Source organism: Croceibacterium ferulae, from assembly GCF_003660445.1.
GTDB lineage: Bacteria > Pseudomonadota > Alphaproteobacteria > Sphingomonadales > Sphingomonadaceae > Croceibacterium > Croceibacterium ferulae.
Genome location: NZ_QZVQ01000003.1, coordinates 317024 through 336217 on the forward strand (window position 1 = coordinate 317024; position 19194 = coordinate 336217).

General features: G+C 69.1%; 12 protein-coding genes. 5 read left to right on the plus strand and 7 right to left on the minus strand.

The genetic code is table 11. The annotated features are described in order from the left end of the window. Positions 1-13: 13 nt before the first annotated feature. The 3 genes from D5S08_RS04560 to D5S08_RS04570 are packed head-to-tail and all read right to left on the minus strand — an operon-like array spanning position 14 to position 6969. Positions 14-1843 carry a DUF885 domain-containing protein gene (locus tag D5S08_RS04560; protein ID WP_121116257.1) on the minus strand — a complete coding sequence of 610 codons (1830 nt, stop codon included), beginning with the start codon at positions 1841-1843 and terminating at the stop codon, positions 14-16. 14 nt (positions 1844-1857) lie between these two features. Continuing rightward, a complete protein-coding gene (locus D5S08_RS04565) occupies positions 1858-5082 on the minus strand; it encodes an amidohydrolase family protein (protein WP_121115964.1) in 3225 nt (1074 codons plus the stop codon). Between the two features lie 24 nt (positions 5083-5106). After that, positions 5107-6969, minus strand: coding sequence for a gamma-glutamyltransferase family protein (locus tag D5S08_RS04570; protein ID WP_121115966.1), 1863 nt, complete (start codon positions 6967-6969; stop codon positions 5107-5109). 146 nt (positions 6970-7115) lie between these two features. On the opposite strand from D5S08_RS04570, the gene ubiM reads away from it, so the two are divergent. The 3 genes from ubiM (at position 7116) to D5S08_RS04585 (ending at position 10961) form a co-directional block, all read left to right on the plus strand. Then, complete coding sequence (gene ubiM / locus D5S08_RS04575; protein WP_121115968.1) at positions 7116-8282, plus strand: 5-demethoxyubiquinol-8 5-hydroxylase UbiM; 1167 nt, start codon at positions 7116-7118, stop codon at positions 8280-8282. 86 nt (positions 8283-8368) lie between these two features. Further along, the gene (locus D5S08_RS04580; protein ID WP_241557231.1) at positions 8369-10546 is read left to right on the plus strand and encodes a TonB-dependent siderophore receptor; all 2178 of its coding nucleotides are present in this window, start codon (positions 8369-8371) and stop codon (positions 10544-10546) included. A gap of 115 nt (positions 10547-10661) precedes the next feature. Continuing rightward, entirely contained in the window at positions 10662-10961 is a 300-nt protein-coding gene (locus D5S08_RS04585; protein ID WP_121115970.1) for a GIY-YIG nuclease family protein, read from the plus strand. 107 nt (positions 10962-11068) lie between these two features. Here the strand turns inward: D5S08_RS04585 and D5S08_RS04590 are convergent, their stop codons facing one another. Then, positions 11069-12268, minus strand: a complete 1200-nt coding sequence (locus D5S08_RS04590; RefSeq protein ID WP_121115972.1) for a M20 metallopeptidase family protein — start codon at positions 12266-12268, stop codon at positions 11069-11071. A gap of 122 nt (positions 12269-12390) precedes the next feature. Between D5S08_RS04590 and D5S08_RS04595 the strand changes: the two genes are divergently transcribed. Both D5S08_RS04595 and D5S08_RS04600 read left to right on the plus strand, forming a co-directional pair. After that, a complete protein-coding gene (locus D5S08_RS04595; protein WP_162301922.1) occupies positions 12391-13422 on the plus strand; it encodes a diacylglycerol kinase family protein in 1032 nt (343 codons plus the stop codon). Next, the gene (locus D5S08_RS04600) at positions 13419-14291 is read left to right on the plus strand and encodes a hypothetical protein (protein WP_121115976.1); all 873 of its coding nucleotides are present in this window, start codon (positions 13419-13421) and stop codon (positions 14289-14291) included. Before D5S08_RS04595 ends, D5S08_RS04600 begins: the two co-directional genes overlap by 4 nt. Here the strand turns inward: D5S08_RS04600 and D5S08_RS04605 are convergent. From D5S08_RS04605 to D5S08_RS04615, 3 genes are read right to left on the minus strand one after another with little or no spacing between them, the layout of a single operon-like run. Continuing rightward, a complete protein-coding gene (locus D5S08_RS04605; protein WP_121115978.1) occupies positions 14288-15892 on the minus strand; it encodes a cisplatin damage response ATP-dependent DNA ligase in 1605 nt (534 codons plus the stop codon). The two genes, D5S08_RS04600 and D5S08_RS04605, sit on opposite strands and share 4 nt — an antisense overlap. 2 nt (positions 15893-15894) lie before the next feature. Continuing rightward, positions 15895-16902 carry a ligase-associated DNA damage response exonuclease gene (locus D5S08_RS04610; protein WP_121115980.1) on the minus strand — a complete coding sequence of 336 codons (1008 nt, stop codon included), beginning with the start codon at positions 16900-16902 and terminating at the stop codon, positions 15895-15897. Between the two features lie 41 nt (positions 16903-16943). Beyond that, on the minus strand, positions 16944-19073 hold the full coding sequence (locus D5S08_RS04615; protein WP_121115982.1) for an alpha-glucuronidase family glycosyl hydrolase: 2130 nt from the start codon (positions 19071-19073) through the stop codon (positions 16944-16946). Between the last annotated feature and the right edge of the window lie 121 nt (positions 19074-19194).

Below are 19194 nucleotides of genomic sequence, written 5' to 3' on the forward strand. Positions count from 1 at the left end.
GCGCCCCCGCCTGTCACCCCAGCATGCGGTCGGTGACCAGCCGTTCCAGCACGGTCAGCGGCATCGGCCCCTCGCGCAGCACATCGTGGAAGGCCCGCGGATCAAACGCCGCACCCTGCTTCGCCTTCACCGCGTCGCGCAGCTTGACCCATTGGGTGTGCCCGATCTTGTAGGAGCAGGCCTGCCCCGGCCAGGCGGTGTAGCGGTCGATCTCGTTCTGGCTGCGCTGGCGGGCGATGCCGGTGGTGTCGATCAGGAAATCGGTCGCGCGCTCCCGGCTCCAGCGCTGATGATGCATGCCGGAATCGACCACCAGCCGCGTGGCGCGGAACAGCAGCGATTGCAGGTAGCCGACCTGCCCCAGCGGATCGCCGTCATACATGCCCATCTCGTCCGCCAGCTGTTCCGAATACAGCGCCCACCCTTCGGTATAGCCGGAAAAGCCCGCGCGGCGGCGGATCAGCGGGATGGCGTCAGATTCCAGCGCCGTCATCACCTGCAAATGATGGCCGGGCACCGCCTCGTGATAGGACAGGGTCGCCAGCCCGAACTTGGGCCGGTTGAAGGTGTCGCGCAGATTGATGAAATAGATCGCCGGGCGCGATCCATCCAGCGACGCGCTCTGGTAATAGCCGCCGGGTGCGCCGTCCTGGATCGACGGGGGCACGCGGCGCACCTCCACCGGGGCCTGGGGCAGGGTGCTGAACTGTTCGGGCAGGCGGGCGGACATCGCCTCGATCTGCCGGTTCAGCGCCGCCAGCAGCTCCGCCCGGCCGGGATCGGTGTTGGGGAAGAGCTGGTCCGGCCGCTCGTTCAGCGCCACCAGCCGTTCGCCGACGGTGCCCTGCGTCATGCCCTGCGCCTGCAGGATCCGGTCGATCCGGTCGCTGATCTGGGCCACCTGTTCCAGCCCCATGCGGTGGATCTCGGCCCCGTCCAGCGCAACGGTGGTCGCCGCTTCGGCGGCGGCGGCGTAATAGGCCTCCCCATCGGGCAGGCGCCACACGCCGGCATCATGCGTGGCGCGCTTCCGCAAATCGGTCAGCAGCGCACGCTGCCGGTCCAGTGCGGGGAACACCTCGCCCTCCACGATCGAGACGGCCCGAGCTACTCGGTCATCCGGCAGGCCGGCCTCCGTCAGCTTGCGGGCGAGGGCGGTGACCAGCACGGTCTCCCCCGCCGGCTGGTCGCGCAGCTGGCCCAACTGGCCCAGCGTGGTGTCCAGCAGGTAATCGGGCGCGAACACGCCGGCCGCGGCATCGTCGGCCTGCCGCTGCGTGTCCTGGTCGATCGCGGTGGCAAAGGCGGCGACGCGTGCCAGATAGGCATCGGCATCAGCCGCATTGGCAATGCGGTGTTGTGAATCCAGGAAGTCCGGCACGTCGCGATAGGCGCCGCTCAGCTGCGTCAGCACATAGGGCGCATAACGGCCCATGCTGGCACCGTAGCGGAACCGTTCCGCGCCGCTGATGGAATGTTCCAGCTGGTAGGTCACCACCTCGTGATCCAGCCGGCTGGAAGGGGAGAGTGCCGCCACCGGCACGGCCTGCAGCTGCGCCAGCTCCGCCTTCGCCCGCGCCAGATCGGCCGTGACGCCCGCGGCGGAGCGGTCGTCCAGCTGCGAGCGGAGCGGCGCCAGTTCGCCGGTGTCGAGGCCCAGCCGGGTCGCCCCTTCCGGGCTTTCGGTCAGCCGCGCGGCAAAGAAGCGGTCCAGCATCGCGCGCAGCTGCACATCAGCGGCGGACGGAGTGGCACTCGCCTGGCCTGCGACCTGTGCGGCCGCCGGAAGCGCGGCGGCGACGGCCACCGCGCTGGCGCTGCCCAGGAACAGGCGCCGGTTCATGTTGGTGCTCACGCTCACTTCTCCCACCAATAGGCGCCGCGCTTCGCATCGCCCGTCGTCACCTCGTCCAGCGTCGCCGCGTCGTACAGCCGCCCGCCCAGCATCACCTGATGCACCTTGTCGCTGTTGCGGATGTCGGCGCTGGGATCGGCATCCAGCACCAGGAGGTCGGCCAGCTTGCCCGCCTCCAGCGATCCGATGTCGCGCGCCATGCCCAGCGACTGCGCCGCCACGATGGTGCCCGCGCCCAGCGCCTGCACCGGGGTCATCCCGCCGCGCACGAAGGACCACAGCTCCCAATGCGCGCCGATGCCGGCCTGCTGGCCATGCGCGCCGATCGACACCTTCACGCCGCGCTCCGCCAGCTTGGCGGCTTCGCGTGCGTTGTCGTCATCCACGAAGTTGGACTCGGGCGCAGTGATGCGGCGAGCATTGTCGGCCAGCAACCGGGTGGGCGGGGTGTGTGCCTGCAGCAGCGGATGGGCGAATACATCCGTCGCCTGCCGCCAGTACGGATCGCCCGCCAGCCCGCCATAGCTGACCACCAGCGTCGGGGTGTAGTTGGTGGTGCTGCCGCTGAAGAACTGCAGCACATCGTCATAGAACACGTCCAGCGGGACATTATGCTCGAGGGTCGAGTTGCCGTCCGCCACCAGGTTCATGTCCATGCCGAACAGCGATCCGCCCTCGGCCACGACCTGCATGTTCTCCTGCCGGGCGGCCTCCACCACCTGCTGCCGCTGGTCGCGGCGCGGCTGGTTGTAGTTCTTCACGCTGTGCGCGCCCTGCGCCTTCAGCCGGCGGACATGCGCCAGCGCATCGTCCAGGCTGTTGATCTCCGCATAAACGTCCGCCGCCTTGGCGCCGTAGACGATCTCCCCGGTGGAGAAGATGCGCGGGGCCAGGATCAGGCCGGCGCGCTGCATCTCCGATGCGGCGAAGATCTCGCTGCTGGTGTTGGACGGATCGTGCAGGGTGGTGGTGCCCAGCGCCAGGTTCTGCAGCATGGACCAGTTGCGCTGCGGCACCAGCTCCCCCGTGCCGGCCGGGCCATGGGCATGGGCGTCGATCAGGCCGGGCATGATCGTCTTGCCCGTGGCATCCACGTTGATCGCGCCCGCCGGGATCGGGGTGGAGGCGCGCGGGCCGACCGCGACGATCCGGTCGCCCCGGATCACCACCACGCCATCATCCACGATCCCGCCATCGGGCGATGCCATGGTGATGATGCGCGCGCCGGTCAGCGCCACGGTGGCGGTCGCTTTTGCGGCGTCCACCTCCATCGCCAGCGACACGCCGGCAGTGGGCGGGGTGAAGCCCTGTTCGCCCTCGTCCCGCGGAGCGGCGGGGAACAGCTGCGTGGTCTCCGCCGTGAACAGCGTCGGCCCCAGGCTCCAGTGCAGGCGTTGCCCGTCATTGGACCAGTTGATGTAGTCCGCCCCGCCCGCACTGGCGCGCGTTACCGGCAGCGCCTTGGCATCGGGCGCCAGCGACACCGCCTGCCCGCCTGGCATCAACGGCACGACAAAGGCGGCATAGTTCTGGCGGAACGCGACAAAGCGGCTGTCGGGCGACACGATGTAGTCGGTCGCGAGCGCGCCCGTCGCATGGACGCGGCGGTCCTGCCCGTTGAGATCGGTGCTGACCAGCTGGCGCTCGCTCGCGCCGTCGGTGCTGCCCTCCGCGATCATGAAGATGCGGTCGCTGCCGGCGCCGAACTGTGGCGCGGCCAGCCCGCGGGCCACGCGCACCACCTCGCCGCCATCGGCCGCCACCCGGTAAACCCCGGGGTCGGCCGACCAGTTGGGATTGGTCAGCCCGCCATCGCCGACACGTTCGAACACGATCGTCTCGCCATCGGGGCTGAAGCGGGGCCGCGCATAATGGCCCGGTTGCTGCGTGACGTCGCGCGGCGCACCGCCGCCCGCCGCCACCGTGCGGATGTGGCCCAACCCGTCATCGGTCCAGCCGACGAACACGATCTGGCGCCCGTCGCGCGACCAGCTGGGGAACAGTTCAAACCCCTCCCCACCGCGCGTCAGCCGGCGCGGCTCGCCACCGGACACCGGCTTCAGCCACAGCTTGCCGAGCGATTCGAACACCACTTGTCGCCCGTCAGGCGACACGCTGGCGAAGCGCGGCATGGCGGTGGTGAAGCGGTCCGGCGCGACGGTGATTTCCGGATGCGGCGCGTCGATCACGCCGCGCGTGTCGTCCACCGCGAAGGGGATCACGCGCGCGGCCGTGCCATCGGCATTCACGCGGTTGATCTTGCCATTGGCCCAGAACACGATCGCGCTGCTGTCGGGCAGCCAGGCCATGTTGGGATAAACGCCGGTGACCGCCCAGGTCTCCTGCACGTCCTGGTCCAGATCGTCGAAGATCTTGCGCTCCTCGCCGCTCTCCAGATCCTTTACATACAGCTTGGACCGGGTCGCTTCCCGGCGGACGAAGGCGATCCGCTTGCCATCCGGGCTGGGCGTCGGGCGCACCGCGCCGCCGGCGCCGGTCACCGCCGTGCTGACCTCGCCGGTGGCGAAGTCATAGCGCTCGATATCGAACAGGTTGGTGTTGGAATCCTGCGCATATTCGAAGATCGGGCCGGGCGTGACATTGCGGGTGTAGAACACCGCGCTGCCATCGGCGGCATAGACCGGCTCGCCCAGTTCCTTCTGGTGGACGGGATCGGGCCGCTCCACCAGCGGGACGCCGGCGCCGCCGCTGACATGGTACAGCCAGACCTCCCCGGTGCCGAGCGAGCGGCCGGTGGTGAAGTGCTTCTTGGCGACGATGAACTGCCCGTCCGGGCTCCAGCTCGGCTGGTTCAGCAGGCGGAAGTCCTCCTTCGTCACCTGCCGCATGTCGCTGCCGTCGCGGTTCATGATCCAGATATTGTCGCCGCCGCCCCGGTCGCTGGTGAAGGCGATGCGCTGCCCGTCAGGCGAAAAGCGCGGCTGCACTTCCCAGGCCAGCCCTTCGGCGATGCGGGTGGGCGTGCCGCCGGCGATCGGCATCGTGTAGATGTCGCCCATCAGCGTGAAGGCGATGGTGCGGCCATCGGGGCTGACGTCCAGGTCCATCCAGCTGCCTTCGTCCACCCGCAGCGGCACCTGCCGGACCGTGGCGCCAGTCGGAGCGTTGACGTCCCACTTGGGCGCCTCGTCAGCCTCTTGCGCGAGGGCGGTGAGCGGCATGGCGGTGCCCGCCAGCAGGGCGATGGCGGCGATACGGTGATACATGGTGGTCCCCTCTAGGAATCTGGATCAGTAGGCCAGCGCGCAGCCATCGGCGCGCATTTCGCTGGCGGCAGCATAGACGCGGCTGTTTCCGTCGCGGCGATGTTCGACGCACTGGTACCGGCCGAAGCCGCCATCGGGGTCGCCGATGGTCCAGCCCATATTGGCCAGCTCCGCGCGGGTCTTTTCCGGCACACCGGTTTCCAGCCTGAGCAGGCCGGTATCGGGCAGGCCGGGGGCATCCTCGCCCATCACTTCGGACGACCCCTCATGATGCCAGCGCGGGCTGTCGCCGGCGGACTGGATCTCCAGCCCGTAATCGACCGTGTTGACGATGATCTGCGCCTGCCCCTGCGGCTGCATGTCGCCCCCCATCACGCCGAAGCTCATCCACGGATCATTGCCGCGCGTGGCGAAGCCCGGGATGATGGTCTGGAACGGCCGCTTGCCGGGCGCATAGATGTTGGGGTGCCCGTTCTGCAGACTGAACAGCTGGCCCCGGTCCTGGAACATGAAGCCGAGGCCATCGGCCACCAGCCCCGATCCCATGCCGCGGAAATTGGACTGGATCATCGACACCATCATGCCGCTGTAATCGGCGCAGCTGAAATAGGTGGTGTCGCCCCGGCCGGGCGCGTTGCCCGGCTGCACATTCGGCGCGATCCGGTCTGGCCGGATCAGCTTCGCCCGCTGCGCCGCATATTCCTTCGACACCAGCCATTCGACCGGCAGGTCTGTGAACTTCGGATCGGCATAATACCGCGCGCGATCCTCGTAAGCGAGGCGCTTCGCCTCCGCCTGCAGGTGGATCGATTGCGCCGACTGGAAGCCGGCACCCTTCAGGTCGAAATGTTCCAGCATGTTCAGCATCTGCAGCGTGGCGATGCCCTGCGTGTTCTCCCCCAGCGCGTGCACGGTGGTGCCGCGATAGTCGGTGCTGTGCGGCTGCACCCATTCGCTGCGGTGGCGCGCCAGGTCCTCGGCCCGCAGCCAGCCGCCGATACGGCGGAAATAGGCGTCGATGGTGCGCGCGATCGGCCCGGCGTAGAAGGCATCGCGCCCGCCCTCGGCGATCATCTGGTATGTGCGCGCCAGATCCGGGTTGCGGAACACCTGCCCCGTCTGCGGTCCCGCGCCATCGGCCATGCCATAGGTGCGCAAGGCATTGTCCGCTTCCTCCAGCCCGTTGTTCGGGCGGCGGAAGGCGAGCAGGTTGCGGCGGATGTACCAGGCGATCATGTCCGGCACCGGCGCACCTTCCAGCGCCATGGTGATGGCCGGCATGAACAGGTCGCGCCACGGCAGCTTGCCGTAGCTCTGGTGCAGCGTCCACCAGGCATCCACCGTGCCCGGGACCGAGACGCTGATCGCACCCAACGCCGGCAGCACACCGTTGCGCGCCCGTTCGCGGACCGTCTCCAGCGACAGGCCCATGGGGGAGGCGCCAGATCCGGCCAGGCCCATCACCTTCCGCGTCGCCGGGTCCCACACCATGGCGTAGCAGTCGCCGCCGATGCCGCAGGCGGTCGGTTCCAGCAGGCCCAGGCAGCTGTTGATGGTGATGGCCGCATCCACCGCCGAACCGCCCGCGCGCAGGATGGCGATGCCCGCCTGCGTGGCCAGCGGATGGGCGGTGCCGGCCGCGCCGTGCGTGCCGTAGGCGGCGGTGCGGCTGGCGAAGCTGGCACCCACCGGCCGGTCGCCCGCCTGCACGTCGGGCCGCAGGAAGCGCGCCTCGTCCTGCGGCCAGGCAGGTGCCGGTGTGGCATCGCTGGCGGGCATCGGCGCCCCGCCCTGGCCACCGCCGGGCGGGGCGCTGTTGCTCTGGGCCAGAGCGGCGGGCGCAAGCGTGACGGCCGGCATGGCGGCGATGAAGGTGCGACGGCGCATGGGCGATGTGTCCCTGTTGGTCTCTTATGTGACCATGACCATCCGCGTATACGATCATATCTGCAACGCCAAATGCATGTTTTCCCGCCGGCATGGGACATATTGCACCCTTGTGGCGCGCAGGCGCCGGGCGCACTTGGGCTGGCATGGAGCATGATCTGATCATCGTCGGCGGTGGGCCGGTGGGGCTGGCGCTGGCGGCGGCGCTGGCGCCGCTGGGCCGCAGCATCGCCGTGGTGGAGCGGCAGCCCCGGGCCGCGCTGGCCGATCCGGCGGAGGATGGCCGCTATATCGCGCTGACCCATCGCTCGATCGGCTTCCTGCAGCAGGTCGGCGCGTGGGACCGGATCGACCCGGCGGACCGCTCCCCCTTGCGGGAGGCGCAGGTGCTGAACGGCCAGTCGCCCTTCGCGCTAAGCTTCGATCCGGGCAGCGGAGGGGCGCAGTGGCTGGGGCAGCTCGTCTCCAACCACCTGATCCGCCGCGCCCTGTTCGATACGGTTGCCGCATATGGCAACGTCACCCTGCTGGCCGATGTGGCGGTGCAGGATGTCGCCACCGATCGCCGCGCCGCGCGCGTGACGCTGGCCGATGGGCGCGTGCTGACCGGACAGTTGCTGGCGGGCGCCGACAGCCGCTTCAGCAAGGTGCGCGAGGCACTCGGCATCGGGGCGGAGGTGAAGCGGCTGGGCCGCTCCATGCTGCTGGCCCGGGTCGCGCATGAGGGCGATCACGGGGGCATCGCCACCGAGTGGTTCCAGCATGGCCACACCATCGCCATGCTGCCGCTGAACGGCCGCCGCTCCTCCGCCGTGCTGACGCTGGAGGATTCGGATGTGGTGCGGGTCGCCGCCATGTCGCCCGCCGAACTGGGGGCGGAGATCACCCGCCGCTATGGCCATCGGCTGGGCGCAATGCAGGTGGAGGCGGGGCCGCATGTCTATCCGCTGGCCGTGACCTATGCGGCCCATTTCGCCGCCCGCCGCGCCGCGCTGCTGGGCGATGCGGCGGTGGGGATGAACCCGGTGACGGCGCATGGCTTTAATCTGGGGTTGCAGGGCGTTGCCAGCCTGGCCGGGCTGATCGGCGGTGCCGGGGCGGGTGCCGACTGGGGTGGGACGCTGCTGCTGCGCCGGTTCGAAGGCGCACACCGGCTGGCGACGCGCCCGATCTATGCCGCCACCAACCTGCTGGTCGGCCTGTATGGCGATGACAGCCTGCCCGCCCGGGTGATGCGCCACGCCACCCTGCGCGCCGGGGCGCACCTGCCGCTCGCCCGCCGCGCCGTGGCCCGGATGCTGATGCAACCCTAGCTTCCTGAGAAAGCTATTGAGAATAAGTTTCAGCAAGACTATGCGGCCATCCGTGTTCCCGAGGGGGGACGATCTGGATGGGGAAAATGATGCGTCTGAAGTCTGCCATGCTGCTGGGTGCCGCGCTGCCGGCGCTGTTTCTGTCGGAAGCGCCGGTGCTGGCGCAGGATGCCGGCGACAGGGCGGATAGCGCGGACAGCACGGATGACGACATCATCGTCAGCGGCAAATACACGATCGCCGATGCCATCGACACCGCGACCGGCCTGGGGCTGACGATCCGCGAGACGCCGCAATCGGTGTCCATCATCACCGCGCAGCGCATCCGCGACCAGAACCTAGTCAGCATCGCCGACGTGGTGGACAACGCCGTGGGCGTCACGTCCGAGACGATCGACGATGTGCGCAACAATTTCTACGCCCGCGGTTTCCAGATCACCAATTACCAGATCGACAGCGTGCCGATGGCCTGGACGTTGGCGGGCGGCGCGGGCGAGACCAATATCGACGTGTCCATCTTCGACCGGGTGGAGGTCGTGCGCGGCGCCACCGGCCTGATGACCGGCGCGGGCGAGCCTTCGGCCAGCATCAACATGGTGCGCAAGCAGGCCAACAGCGTGGACTGGACCGGCTATGCCGATGTGCAATACGGATCATGGGACACGGTGCGCGCCACGGCCGATGTGGGCGGCGCGATCTCCGCCGATGGTCGCGTGCGGTTCCGCGGCGTCGCCCGCTACGAGCAGGGCGACAACTTCATCGACGTGTACGAGAACGAGAAATACGTCCTCTACGGCACGGTGGAAGCCGATCTGACGCCCGATACCGAGGTGCGCGCCGGCTACAGCCACCAGCGGCACACGCCCAGCGGCGTCGCCTGGGGCGCGCTGCCGACCTATGACAGCAATGGCGACTTCCTGGACTGGGACCGCAGCCAGACGACCTCCGCGCCGTGGAGCCACTGGAACACCACCAACAGCAACCTGTTCATCAGCGGCGAGCATGATTTCGGCAATGGCTGGCGCGCGCAGGTGCATTACAACTTCGTGCGCAACCAGCAGCAGGCGACGCTGCTGTATTTCAGCGGTTTCGTGGATGCGGATACCGGCACGATCGGCTCGGCCTACCCCTACAAGGATGAAGGCGACAACCGGCAGAGCAGCTTCAACGGGCAGGTCAACGGCCGGGTGAACGTGTTCGGCCGCGATCACGAGATCGTGGTGGGCGGCCTGCACTCCAACCTGGTGCGCGACACCTCCACTTTCGGGGTGGTGCCCGGCTATCAGGCGACCGACTATCCGTTCGTCGGCTACGAGGGCGAGTATCCCGATCCCGGCTTCACGGACGAGACCACCTTGCGGGTGGACGAGCGGGTCAAGCAGACCGGTGTCTATGGCGCGGTGCGGCTGAACCTGTCCGACCGGTTGAAGCTCATCGGCGGCGGGCGTATCGCCAGCTGGGAACAGACCGGCATCAATTATGAAGTGCGCAGCGACTTCGGCGATGACGGGGTGTTCATCCCCTATGCCGGTGCGCTGTTCGACCTGACGCCGAACCACCGGCTCTACGCCAGCTATACCGAGATCTTCCAGCCGCAGGGCGAGCTCGGCCGTGACTTCGTGCAGCTCGATCCGCTGCAGGGCGTGTCCTACGAGGTGGGCCTGAAGAGCGCGTTCTTCGACGAGGCTCTGCAGACCACGATCGCGCTGTTCCGCATCGAGCAGGACAATGTGGCGATCAATCCCCTGCAGGCGCCGCCCTCGGTCCCCGGCGGCCTGCCGCGCACCACTTACGAAGCGGGCGAAGGCGTGGTCAGCAAGGGGTTCGAGATCGAGGCAACGGGCGAGATCGTGCCCGGCTGGAACATCAATGCCGGCTTCAGCCTGTTCGAGGCGGAGGATGCCGCCGGCGACGACGTGCTGACCGACCAGCCGCGCAAGCTGCTGAAGCTGTTCACCACCTTCACCCCCGATGGCGGCATGTCGCCGCTGACCGTGGGCGGCGGCGTGAACTACCGCAGCCGGGCCTATTCCGATGGCATGCTGACCCTGCCGGGTGGCGAGGTCATCACGCCCCGGTTCGAACAGGGCGGCTATGCCATCGTCAACCTGATGGCGCGGTACCAGCTGACCGAGCAGCTGCAGCTGCAGGCCAATCTGGAGAACCTGCTGGACGAGGAATATTACAGCCAGATCGGCTTCTACAGCCAGTATCGCTGGGGCACCCCGCGCAACGTGATGGTGGGCGCCAGCCTGCAGTTCTGACGCTTTCCTCGTCATTGCGAGCCGGCGCAGCAGGCGTGGCAATCCAGGGAAACCGGGCGCAGCGCTCGTGGCTCTGGATTGCTTCGCTACGCTCGCAATGACGAATAGGTTTGCCATGCGCCCCAACTTCCAGCCCGCGGTCTACATCATGTGCAACAAGCGCAATGGCACGCTGTATGTCGGTGCGACCTCCAACTTGCCGCAGCGTGCCTGGCAGCATCGGGAAGGCGTGGCGGACGGGTTCACCAAGCGATACGGCTGCAAGCTGCTGGTCTGGTACGAGCAGCACGCCACTATGGATCATGCCATCACGCGCGAGAAGCAGCTGAAGGCGGGCTCGCGGCAGAAGAAGCCGGCGTTGGTCGAGCAGGGCAATCCCAATTGGCAGGACCTGTTCGCCAAAATCTGTGCCTGACATTTTCCCTCGTCATTGCGAGCCTGCGCAGCAGGCGTGGCAATCCAGGGCCGCACGCGCAGCGTTTGTGGCCCTGGATTGCTTCGCTACGCTCGCAATGACGAAGGTCAGGGCGTCTGCCACCCATGCTCCAGGAAATGCAGCGCGCAGCCGCCCAGCAGCGCCGCGCCGCGGGGCAGGGCGGCCTCGTCCAGCATCATGCGGGTGGAGTGCAGGCCCGGCTGCGCGGCGGGATCGTTGCTGTCGGCGGGGGCCACGCCCAGGAAGGCCATGGCACCGGGCACCTGCTGCAGCACGTAGGAGAAGTCCTCCGCCCCCATCAAAGGGTGGGCCATCGGCAGGTAATCGGCCTGCGGCAGCGCGCCTGCGACTTCCGCCACCAGAGCGGCGGCGCGCGGATCGTTGACGGTGGGCGGGAAGCCGTCCGTCACCGTCACCTCGGCCGTGCATTCATGCGCGGCGGCGATGCCGTCCGCCAGCCGGGCCAGCGCCGTCCGCACATCCTGCCGCCGCTCCGCGCTCAGGGTGCGGATGGTGCCGCTCAGCACCGCTTCGTTCGGGATGACATTGTGCGCGCTGCCCGCCTGCAGCGTGGTGATCGTGATCACGGTCGCCTCCGCCGCGCTGTAGCGGCGGGTGATCAGTGCCTGGATCGCGGTGACGATCTCCGCCGCCACCGGCACCGGGTCGCGCGTCTGATGCGGCAGGCTGGCATGGCCGCCGCGCCCGGTAACGGCGATGCGCAGCATGTCCGCCGCCGCCAGCATGGTGCCGGGCCGGCAGGTCACCTGCCCGTGTGGCATGTCGGGCATGATGTGCAGCGCGAAGGCGGCATCGGGCAGCGGATCGAGCAGCCCGTCCTCGATCATGTGCCGCGCGCCGAAATGGCCTTCCTCCCCCGGCTGGAACATGAAGCGGACCTCGCCCGCCAGCTCGTTCTGCCGCGCCGCCAGCAGCCGCGCGGCGCCCGCCAGCAAGGCGGTGTGGGCATCGTGCCCGCAGGCATGCATCCGGCCGGCGATGGTGGAGGCAAAGGGCAGGCCGGTCGCCTCCGCCATGGGCAGCGCATCCATGTCGCCGCGCAGCAGCACGGATCGGCCAGGCCGCGCGCCGCGCAGCGTGGCGATCGCGCCGGTGGCGGAGGTGCCGGTGCGCCATTCCAGCGGCAGGTCGGCCAGTTCGCTGCGCACCTTGGCCAGCGTCAGCGGCGTCTCCAGCCCCAGTTCCGGCTCCGCATGAATGGCGCGGCGCAGCGCGGTGATGCGAGGGGCGAGCGCCGTGGCGGCGGGCAGCAGGTCGGTGAACATGGTGCGCAGCCTATCGTACCGGGGCTGCGGGGCAAGCCTGCGTTCATTGACGCGCACGCAGGGGCGCGCGCGTCTGGCAGGTGATGGTCATCCTGCCGTTTTCAGGTAAACGCGCAGACACCATGAACGCGACGATCCATCTGTTCGACCAGTTGCCGGTCGCGCCGCTGGCCGATGCCGGCGCGCCCGACGCCGTGCGCGCGCCTGTGCGGGACGTGCCGCTGGTCGGCGTGATCCGCAACCAGCGCAGCCACCGCAATGCCGGCGGCGCGCAGCCGGAGATCACCTCCAGGGCCACGCTGCTGGTGGAAGCGCCCACGCGCCGGGGCGAGCTGCTGGACATCCTGCGCCGCTTTGCCGAGCAGCGGGTCGATTATCTGGTGGTGGATGGCGGCGACGGCACGGTGCGCGACGTGCTGACCTGCGGCACGGCGGTGTTCGGCCAGGCCTGGCCGCAGCTGATCGTGCTGCCCAGCGGCAAGACCAACGCGCTGGCGGCCGACCTGTTGCTGCCGGCCGATTGGTCGCTGGACCGGGCGCTGGCCTGCGCGGCGCAGGGGCACGGCGTACGTCGGCGGCCGCTGGTCGTGGCGGAGGTCGACAATCCGCAGGCGCGCGTAGTCGGCTTCGCGCTAGGTGCCGGCCTCTATACCCGCGCCGTCGCGCTGGGGCAGCGGGCGCACCGGCATGGCGCGTTCAACGCCGCAGTGGTGGTGCTGACCGCGCTGTGGACCGTGCTGCAGGCGTTGTTCGGCCGCGCAAACAATCCCTATCGCCGCTCCACCCCGATGCGGCTCAGCGATGCGGCCGGCCGCCCGCTGCCGCATGTGCAGGGCCCGCGGGCCGACGAACGGTTCATGCTGTTCGTCTCCACGCTGGAGCGGTTTCCCGGCGGGGTGCGCCCGTTCCGCAAGCTGGGCGGGGCGATGCGCATGGCGCTGGTCGATCGTGCGCGCGCCGGCGTGCTGCTGCGCATCCCGCTGGCGTTGGCCGGGCTGATCGGCGGCGGCCCGGTGCGGCGCGGTTACCACCTGCTGGGCGGGCAGGAGTTCGGCCTGGAGCTGGGCGAGGAGTTCATCCTGGACGGGGAAGCTTTTCCCCCGGGCCGATATCGCCTGTCGCTGGGGCCGCGGCTGATCTTCGTCACGCCATGAGCCGGCCGGCTGTGTCCATCGACCCTGCCGTGTCCGCCTTCGCCGCCCGTCTGGCCGTTGGGGAAGCGGGCGCGGCGGCGGTGCTGTTCTACGGTTCCAACCTCAGGACCGGCTCGCTGGACGGCGTGCTCGACTTCTATGTGCTGACCGATGGCCCGGTGGAGCGGGGGCTGTGGCCGCGCGTGTCCTATCGCGAATGGCGGCACGATGGCCGGGATCTGCGCGCCAAGATCGCCACCATGCACCTGGCGACCTTCGCGGCGGCGGCGGCGGGGCGCACGCTGGACACGACCATCTGGGCGCGCTTCGTGCAGCCATCGGCGCTGGTGTGGCAGCGCGACGAGGCGGGCGCGGCACAGGTGGCGCGGGCACTGGACGCGGCGGCCGGGACCGCCGCCTGGCTGGCCGCCGCGCTGGGCCCGGCGCAGGGGCGGGAGGAGGATTACTGGCGCGCGCTGTTCCGCGCCACCTATCGGGCTGAACTGCGGGTGGAGGCACCGGGGCGCGAGGACACGATCCTGGCCACGCACCGCACCCATTTCACCGGCCTGCTGCCCCGCATCTGGGCACGGGACGGCATCGCCTTCGATCAGGATGGCGACAGGCTGATTCCCTATCTCAGCGCCGCGCAGCGCCTGCGTGCGCGGCGCTGGTGGGGGCGGCGGCGGCGGATGGGCAAGCCGCTGAACGTGGTGCGGCTGGTGCGCGCGGCGGCGACCTTCGACGGCGCGGCCCGCTACGCCGCGTGGAAGGTGGAGCGGCACACCGGTGTCGCGGTGGAGGTCACGCCGTGGCGCGAACGGCACCCTCTGCTGTCGGCGCCCGCCATGCTGCTGGAACTGGCGAGAAAGCGACGTAGCGGACGCTAGTCCCGCACCAGCGCCTGCAGGGCGGCGATCCTGTCGGCCTCGTGCACCGGCTTGTCCCAGCGGATGCGGTGGATGCGCGGGAAGCGCATGGCGAGGCCGCTCTTGTGTCGCTTGCTGACGTGGATGGAGTCGAACGCGACCTCGAACACCAGTGACCGGTCGGTCTCCCGCACCGGGCCGAACCGCTTCACCGTGTGTTGCCGCACATGGCGGTCCAGCCGCTTCAGCTCCTCGTCCGTGAAGCCGGAATAGGCCTTGCCCACGGGCAGCAGCTCCGCACCTTCATCCGGGTCGCCGTCCCAGCAGCCGAAGGTGTAGTCGCTGTAGAAGCTGGCGCGCCGGCCGCTGCCGCGTTGCGCATACATCAGCACGCAATCCACCAGCAGCGGATCGCGCTTCCACTTGTACCACAGGCCGGTGCGCCGCCCTGCGACATAGGGGCTGTCGCGCTTCTTCAGCATCACCCCCTCGATCGCATCGTCGCGCGTGCCTTCGCGGATGGTGGCGAGATGGGCGAAATGGTCGGCAGCGATCACGGCGGAAATGTCGAACCTGTCTGCCGGCAGCCGTGGCAGCAGCGCCTCCAGCGCGGCGCGACGCTCCGTCCAGGGGCGCTCGCGCAGATCCTCGCCATCCAGTTGCAATACGTCATATAACCGCACGAAGGCTGGGGCTTCGGCCAGCATCTTGGCGCTGACGGCCTTGCGCCCGAGCCGTTGTTGCAAGGCGTTGAAGCTGGCCGCGCCGCCTTCCTCACCCCCCTGATGCGCGCCGCGCACCAGCAATTCGCCATCCAGCACGGCGGGGATCGTCAGCGCTTCCGCCATTTCGGGGAAGGTGCCGGTGATGTCCTCCCCACCACGCGAATAGAGCCGTGTCTCGCCGCCAGCATGGGCCAGCTGCACGCGGATGCCGTCCCACTTCCATTCCGCCACATAGTCGAGCAGGTCGACCTCGAGCTCCTCCAGCGGGTGCGCCAGCATGAAAGGGCGGAACAGCGGCAGCGCCGCCGTGTCGGGCGGGGCTGCGCCGTTGGCCGCCCAGTCGAACAGGGCGGTGTAGGGGGCGGGGATGGCGTGCCAATATTCCTCCACCTCCTCCACGCTGACTTCGAAGGCCTGAGCGAAGGCGGTCTTGGCCAGCCGCGCCGATACGCCCACGCGCATCGCCCCCGTGGCCATCTTCAGCAGGGCATAGCGGCCGTCGGCATCCAGCCGGTCGAGCAGCTGCGCCAGCTTCACGCCCACGGTGGCGCGCGTCATCTCCGCCAGCAGCTCCACCGCTTCACTGACGGTCGGCGGGGAGGGCGGGTTGCCCGGCAGTGCGGGGCCCTGAGGCCACAGCAGGCTGGCGGTTTCCGCCGTGTCGCCCACGAAATCGCGGCTGAGCGTCCACAGCACCGGATCGACCCGGTCGTGCAGCAGGTTGCGGATGGTGGAGCTCTTGACCGCCGGGAAGTCCAGCCCTTCGGTCAGTGCCGCCAGCGCCCAGCCGCGATCGGGGTCGGGCGTGCGGCGCAGGTAATCGGCCACCAGCTGCAGCTTGGCATTGCGGCTGGTGGTGTAGACCAGCGAGTCGATCAGGGCGGCGAACTCTTCCACCGTCAGTCGTCCTCGTCCTCGTCGTAACCGACCAGCGCCAGCGCGCGCGCCTTGCGCTGATGCAGCTCGCACCAGCGCAGCAGCGCTTCCTCCCGCCCGTGCGTGATCCAGCTTTCCTGCGGATTTACCTCCTGGATGGTTCGGATCAGCTCGGGCCAGTCGGCATGGTCGGAGATGATCAGCGGCAGTTCCACCCCGCGCTGCCGCGCACGCTGGCGCACCATCATCCAGCCGCTGGCCATCGATGTGACCGGATCGGGCAGGCGCCGGCTCCAGCGATCATTCAGCGCGGATGGCGGCGCCATCACCACAGCCCCGCGCATCTCGTCCTTCTTCGCGTCGCTGACCAGCCGCAGCTCGCCAAGGTCGATGCCCCAATCCTCGTACAGGCGGCACATGCGTTCCAGCGCGCCATGCAGGAAGACCGGCCGATCATGCCCGGCACGGCGCAGCTCCGCGATCACCCGCTGCGCCTTGCCCAGCGCATAGGCGCCCACCAGCACGCAGCGGTCGGGCTGGTCGGCCAGGCGCTGCAGCAGCTTGGCCATCTCGCCCTCGATCGGCGGATGGGTGAAGACCGGCAGGCCGAAGGTCGCCTCCGTGATGAAGATGTCGCACGGCGTCACCTGGAAGGGCGGGCAGGTCGGGTCGTGGCGGCGCTTGTAGTCGCCGGTCACGATCACCCGTTCGCCCGCATGTTCCAGCAGGATCTGTGCGCTGCCCAGCACATGGCCGGCGGGCAGGTAGGTCGCATCGACGCCGCCGGGCAGGCGGATCGTCTCGCCATACTCCACCGGCACTGCGCCTTCGCGCGTGTTGTAGCGCAGCTCCATGATGGCGAGCGTGGCGGGCGTCGCCACCGTCTGCCCGTGCCCGCCGCGCGCATGGTCGGCATGGCCGTGCGTCACCAGCGCGTGCGGCACCTCGCGCGCCGGATCGATCCAGCAATCGGCCGGCACCACATGGATGCCCCACGGCTCCGGCCGGATCCAACTGAAGTTCGCGGGCATACCTCCTCCCAATGAGACAGGAGGTATGCAGTTCCTGCCGCTCAGCCCGTGTTGCCGGGCGCGTAAGGGAAGCTGAGCGACTGGTAGTAATCCAGATCACGTGGCGGAGCGGCCGCGCCACCGGGCATCGGCAGGCCGTTCAGGGAGCGCCAGTAGGCGATGCTGGCATCGCGCCACCATTGCGCGTCACGCTGCTGGATCGCCAGGAAGGCGGCGGTCTGTTCGTGCCGCTCCGCATCCACCAGCGGGGCCAATGCGTGCCACTGCCGGCGCATCTCGGCCACGTTGCCGATCCCCCGATCATAGCGGTGCACCAGCTCCGCCCACAACGGGCGGCCGGACTGCATCCGGTAATCCCACGGCAGATGGTGGAACCACAGCAGGTCCGCCTCCGGCGTGGTGGCGGGATCGGCGAAGCGGGCGGCGAGCGGCGCGGCATATTGCGCCACCGCATTGCTGCCGGTCGACGTCCGGTCGAAGCCGATGCCCTGCCGGTCCGCCTTGTGGTAATAGGCCGGGTTCCATTCGGGCCGCGCCAGATCGGCGATCCACGGCGCGGGGCCGTAATGGTGGCCGGTGCCCATCAGATGCGCCAGGCCCAGCGGCGTCATGTAATCGACCACCGCCTGCCGCGAGCCCATCATCATGGACACGACCGGTCCGGTCAGCGCCGGATCGGGCGTGAAGGTCAGCGCCGCCCATTCGCGCGCGATCGCCTCCGCCGGCAGGGTGTGGTCCCAGGCCAGCCGGCCGAACGCATACCAGTTCGCCTGATCGAAGGTGGAGCCGGACCAGTTGCGATCCGCACCGATATTGGCGACGCCGGCAATGCCGGTCAGCTGGTGTCCCTCCAGCGAACCGTCCACCACCCGCGCCACCGTGGAGCCGGCCCCGCGCACCATGGTGTCGGCGTCCAGCACCTCCTCCCACATGGTGCCGAGGTAAGCGAGGTGCGTGTTGAAGCCGAGATATTCCTTGGTGATCTGCAGCTCCAGCATCAGCGGGGTCTGCGGCATGGCGCCGAACAATGGGTGGAACGGCTCGCGCGGCTGGAAGTCGATCGCGCCGTTCTTCACCTGCACCAGCACATTGTCGGCGAACTGGCCATCCAGCGGCTTGAACTCGGTATAAGCCTGCTTGCCGCGATCGTCCGGGTCGGTGTCGGCATAGACGAAGGCGCGCCACATCACGATGCCGCCATGGGGCGCCACCGCGCGGGCCAGCATGTTGGCGCCATCGGCATGGCTGCGGTCATAGTCGCGCGGGCCGGGCTGGCCTTCGCTGTTGGCCTTCACCAGGAAGCCGCCGAAGTCGGGGATGGCCCTGTAGATTTCAGCCGCCTTCGCATCCCACCAGGCCTGCACCTGCGGGTCCAGCGGGTCGGCCGTGTCCAGCCCGCCCAGTTCGACCGGAGCGGAGAAGCGGGCCGAGAGATAGACCTTGATGCCATAGGGGCGGAACACCTCCGCCAGCGCTGCCGCCTTGGCGATGTAAGGTGCGGTCAGGCTGTCGGCCTTTGCGTTCACATTGTTCAGCACCGTGCCGTTGATGCCCAGCGCAGCATTGGCGCGGGCATAGTCGGTGTAGCGTGGCCCGGTATATTCGGGCAGCGTCCACCAGTCCCAGATGCTTTCCCCGGAATAGCCGCGCTCCACCGAGCCATCCAGATTGTCCCAGTGGTTCAGCACGCGCAGGCCGATGCGCGGGGCGGAGGCGAGGTCGACACCAGCCAGCGCCCCACCGCTGCCCAGATGGCGCAGCAGCGCGAAGGCGCCATGCAGCACGCCGATATCGCTGTTGCCGGTCACCAGGGTCGCGGGCGCGTCGCCCAGCCGCACCTGCCGGATCAGGTAGCCCTCCGTTCCAAGATCACCCAGCGGCAGGCCCAGCGCGGCCACCTGCGGGTCGGCGGCAGCGGCCAGCACCACGCGCGCGCCGCGTCCCTGCGTCTCGCCCGCCATGGCGGCGAATGCGCGGATCAGCTCGGCTTCCGCCGCGCGCAGGGTTGGCGTGTCACCACGCCGCTCCACCGCAGCAGGCAGGGCAGCCGCGCCTTCCGCAGCCAGCGGGCGATAGCGCAGCCATAGATCGTGGCCGTCCTCCGCCAGCGCCGGTGCCGGCAGCAGGATCGCGGCAAGGACCAGCAGCCAGCGCCTCAGGGGGGTGAACATCCTCGCATCTCCATCGTGCCCGCTTGTCGGGGCTTTGCTGGTACCGCTAACACCTCTGGCCGTGTTTACAAAGCCCGGGCGGAACCGGCAGGCGCTTGCGCGTTCTGTCAGCTGACACCCC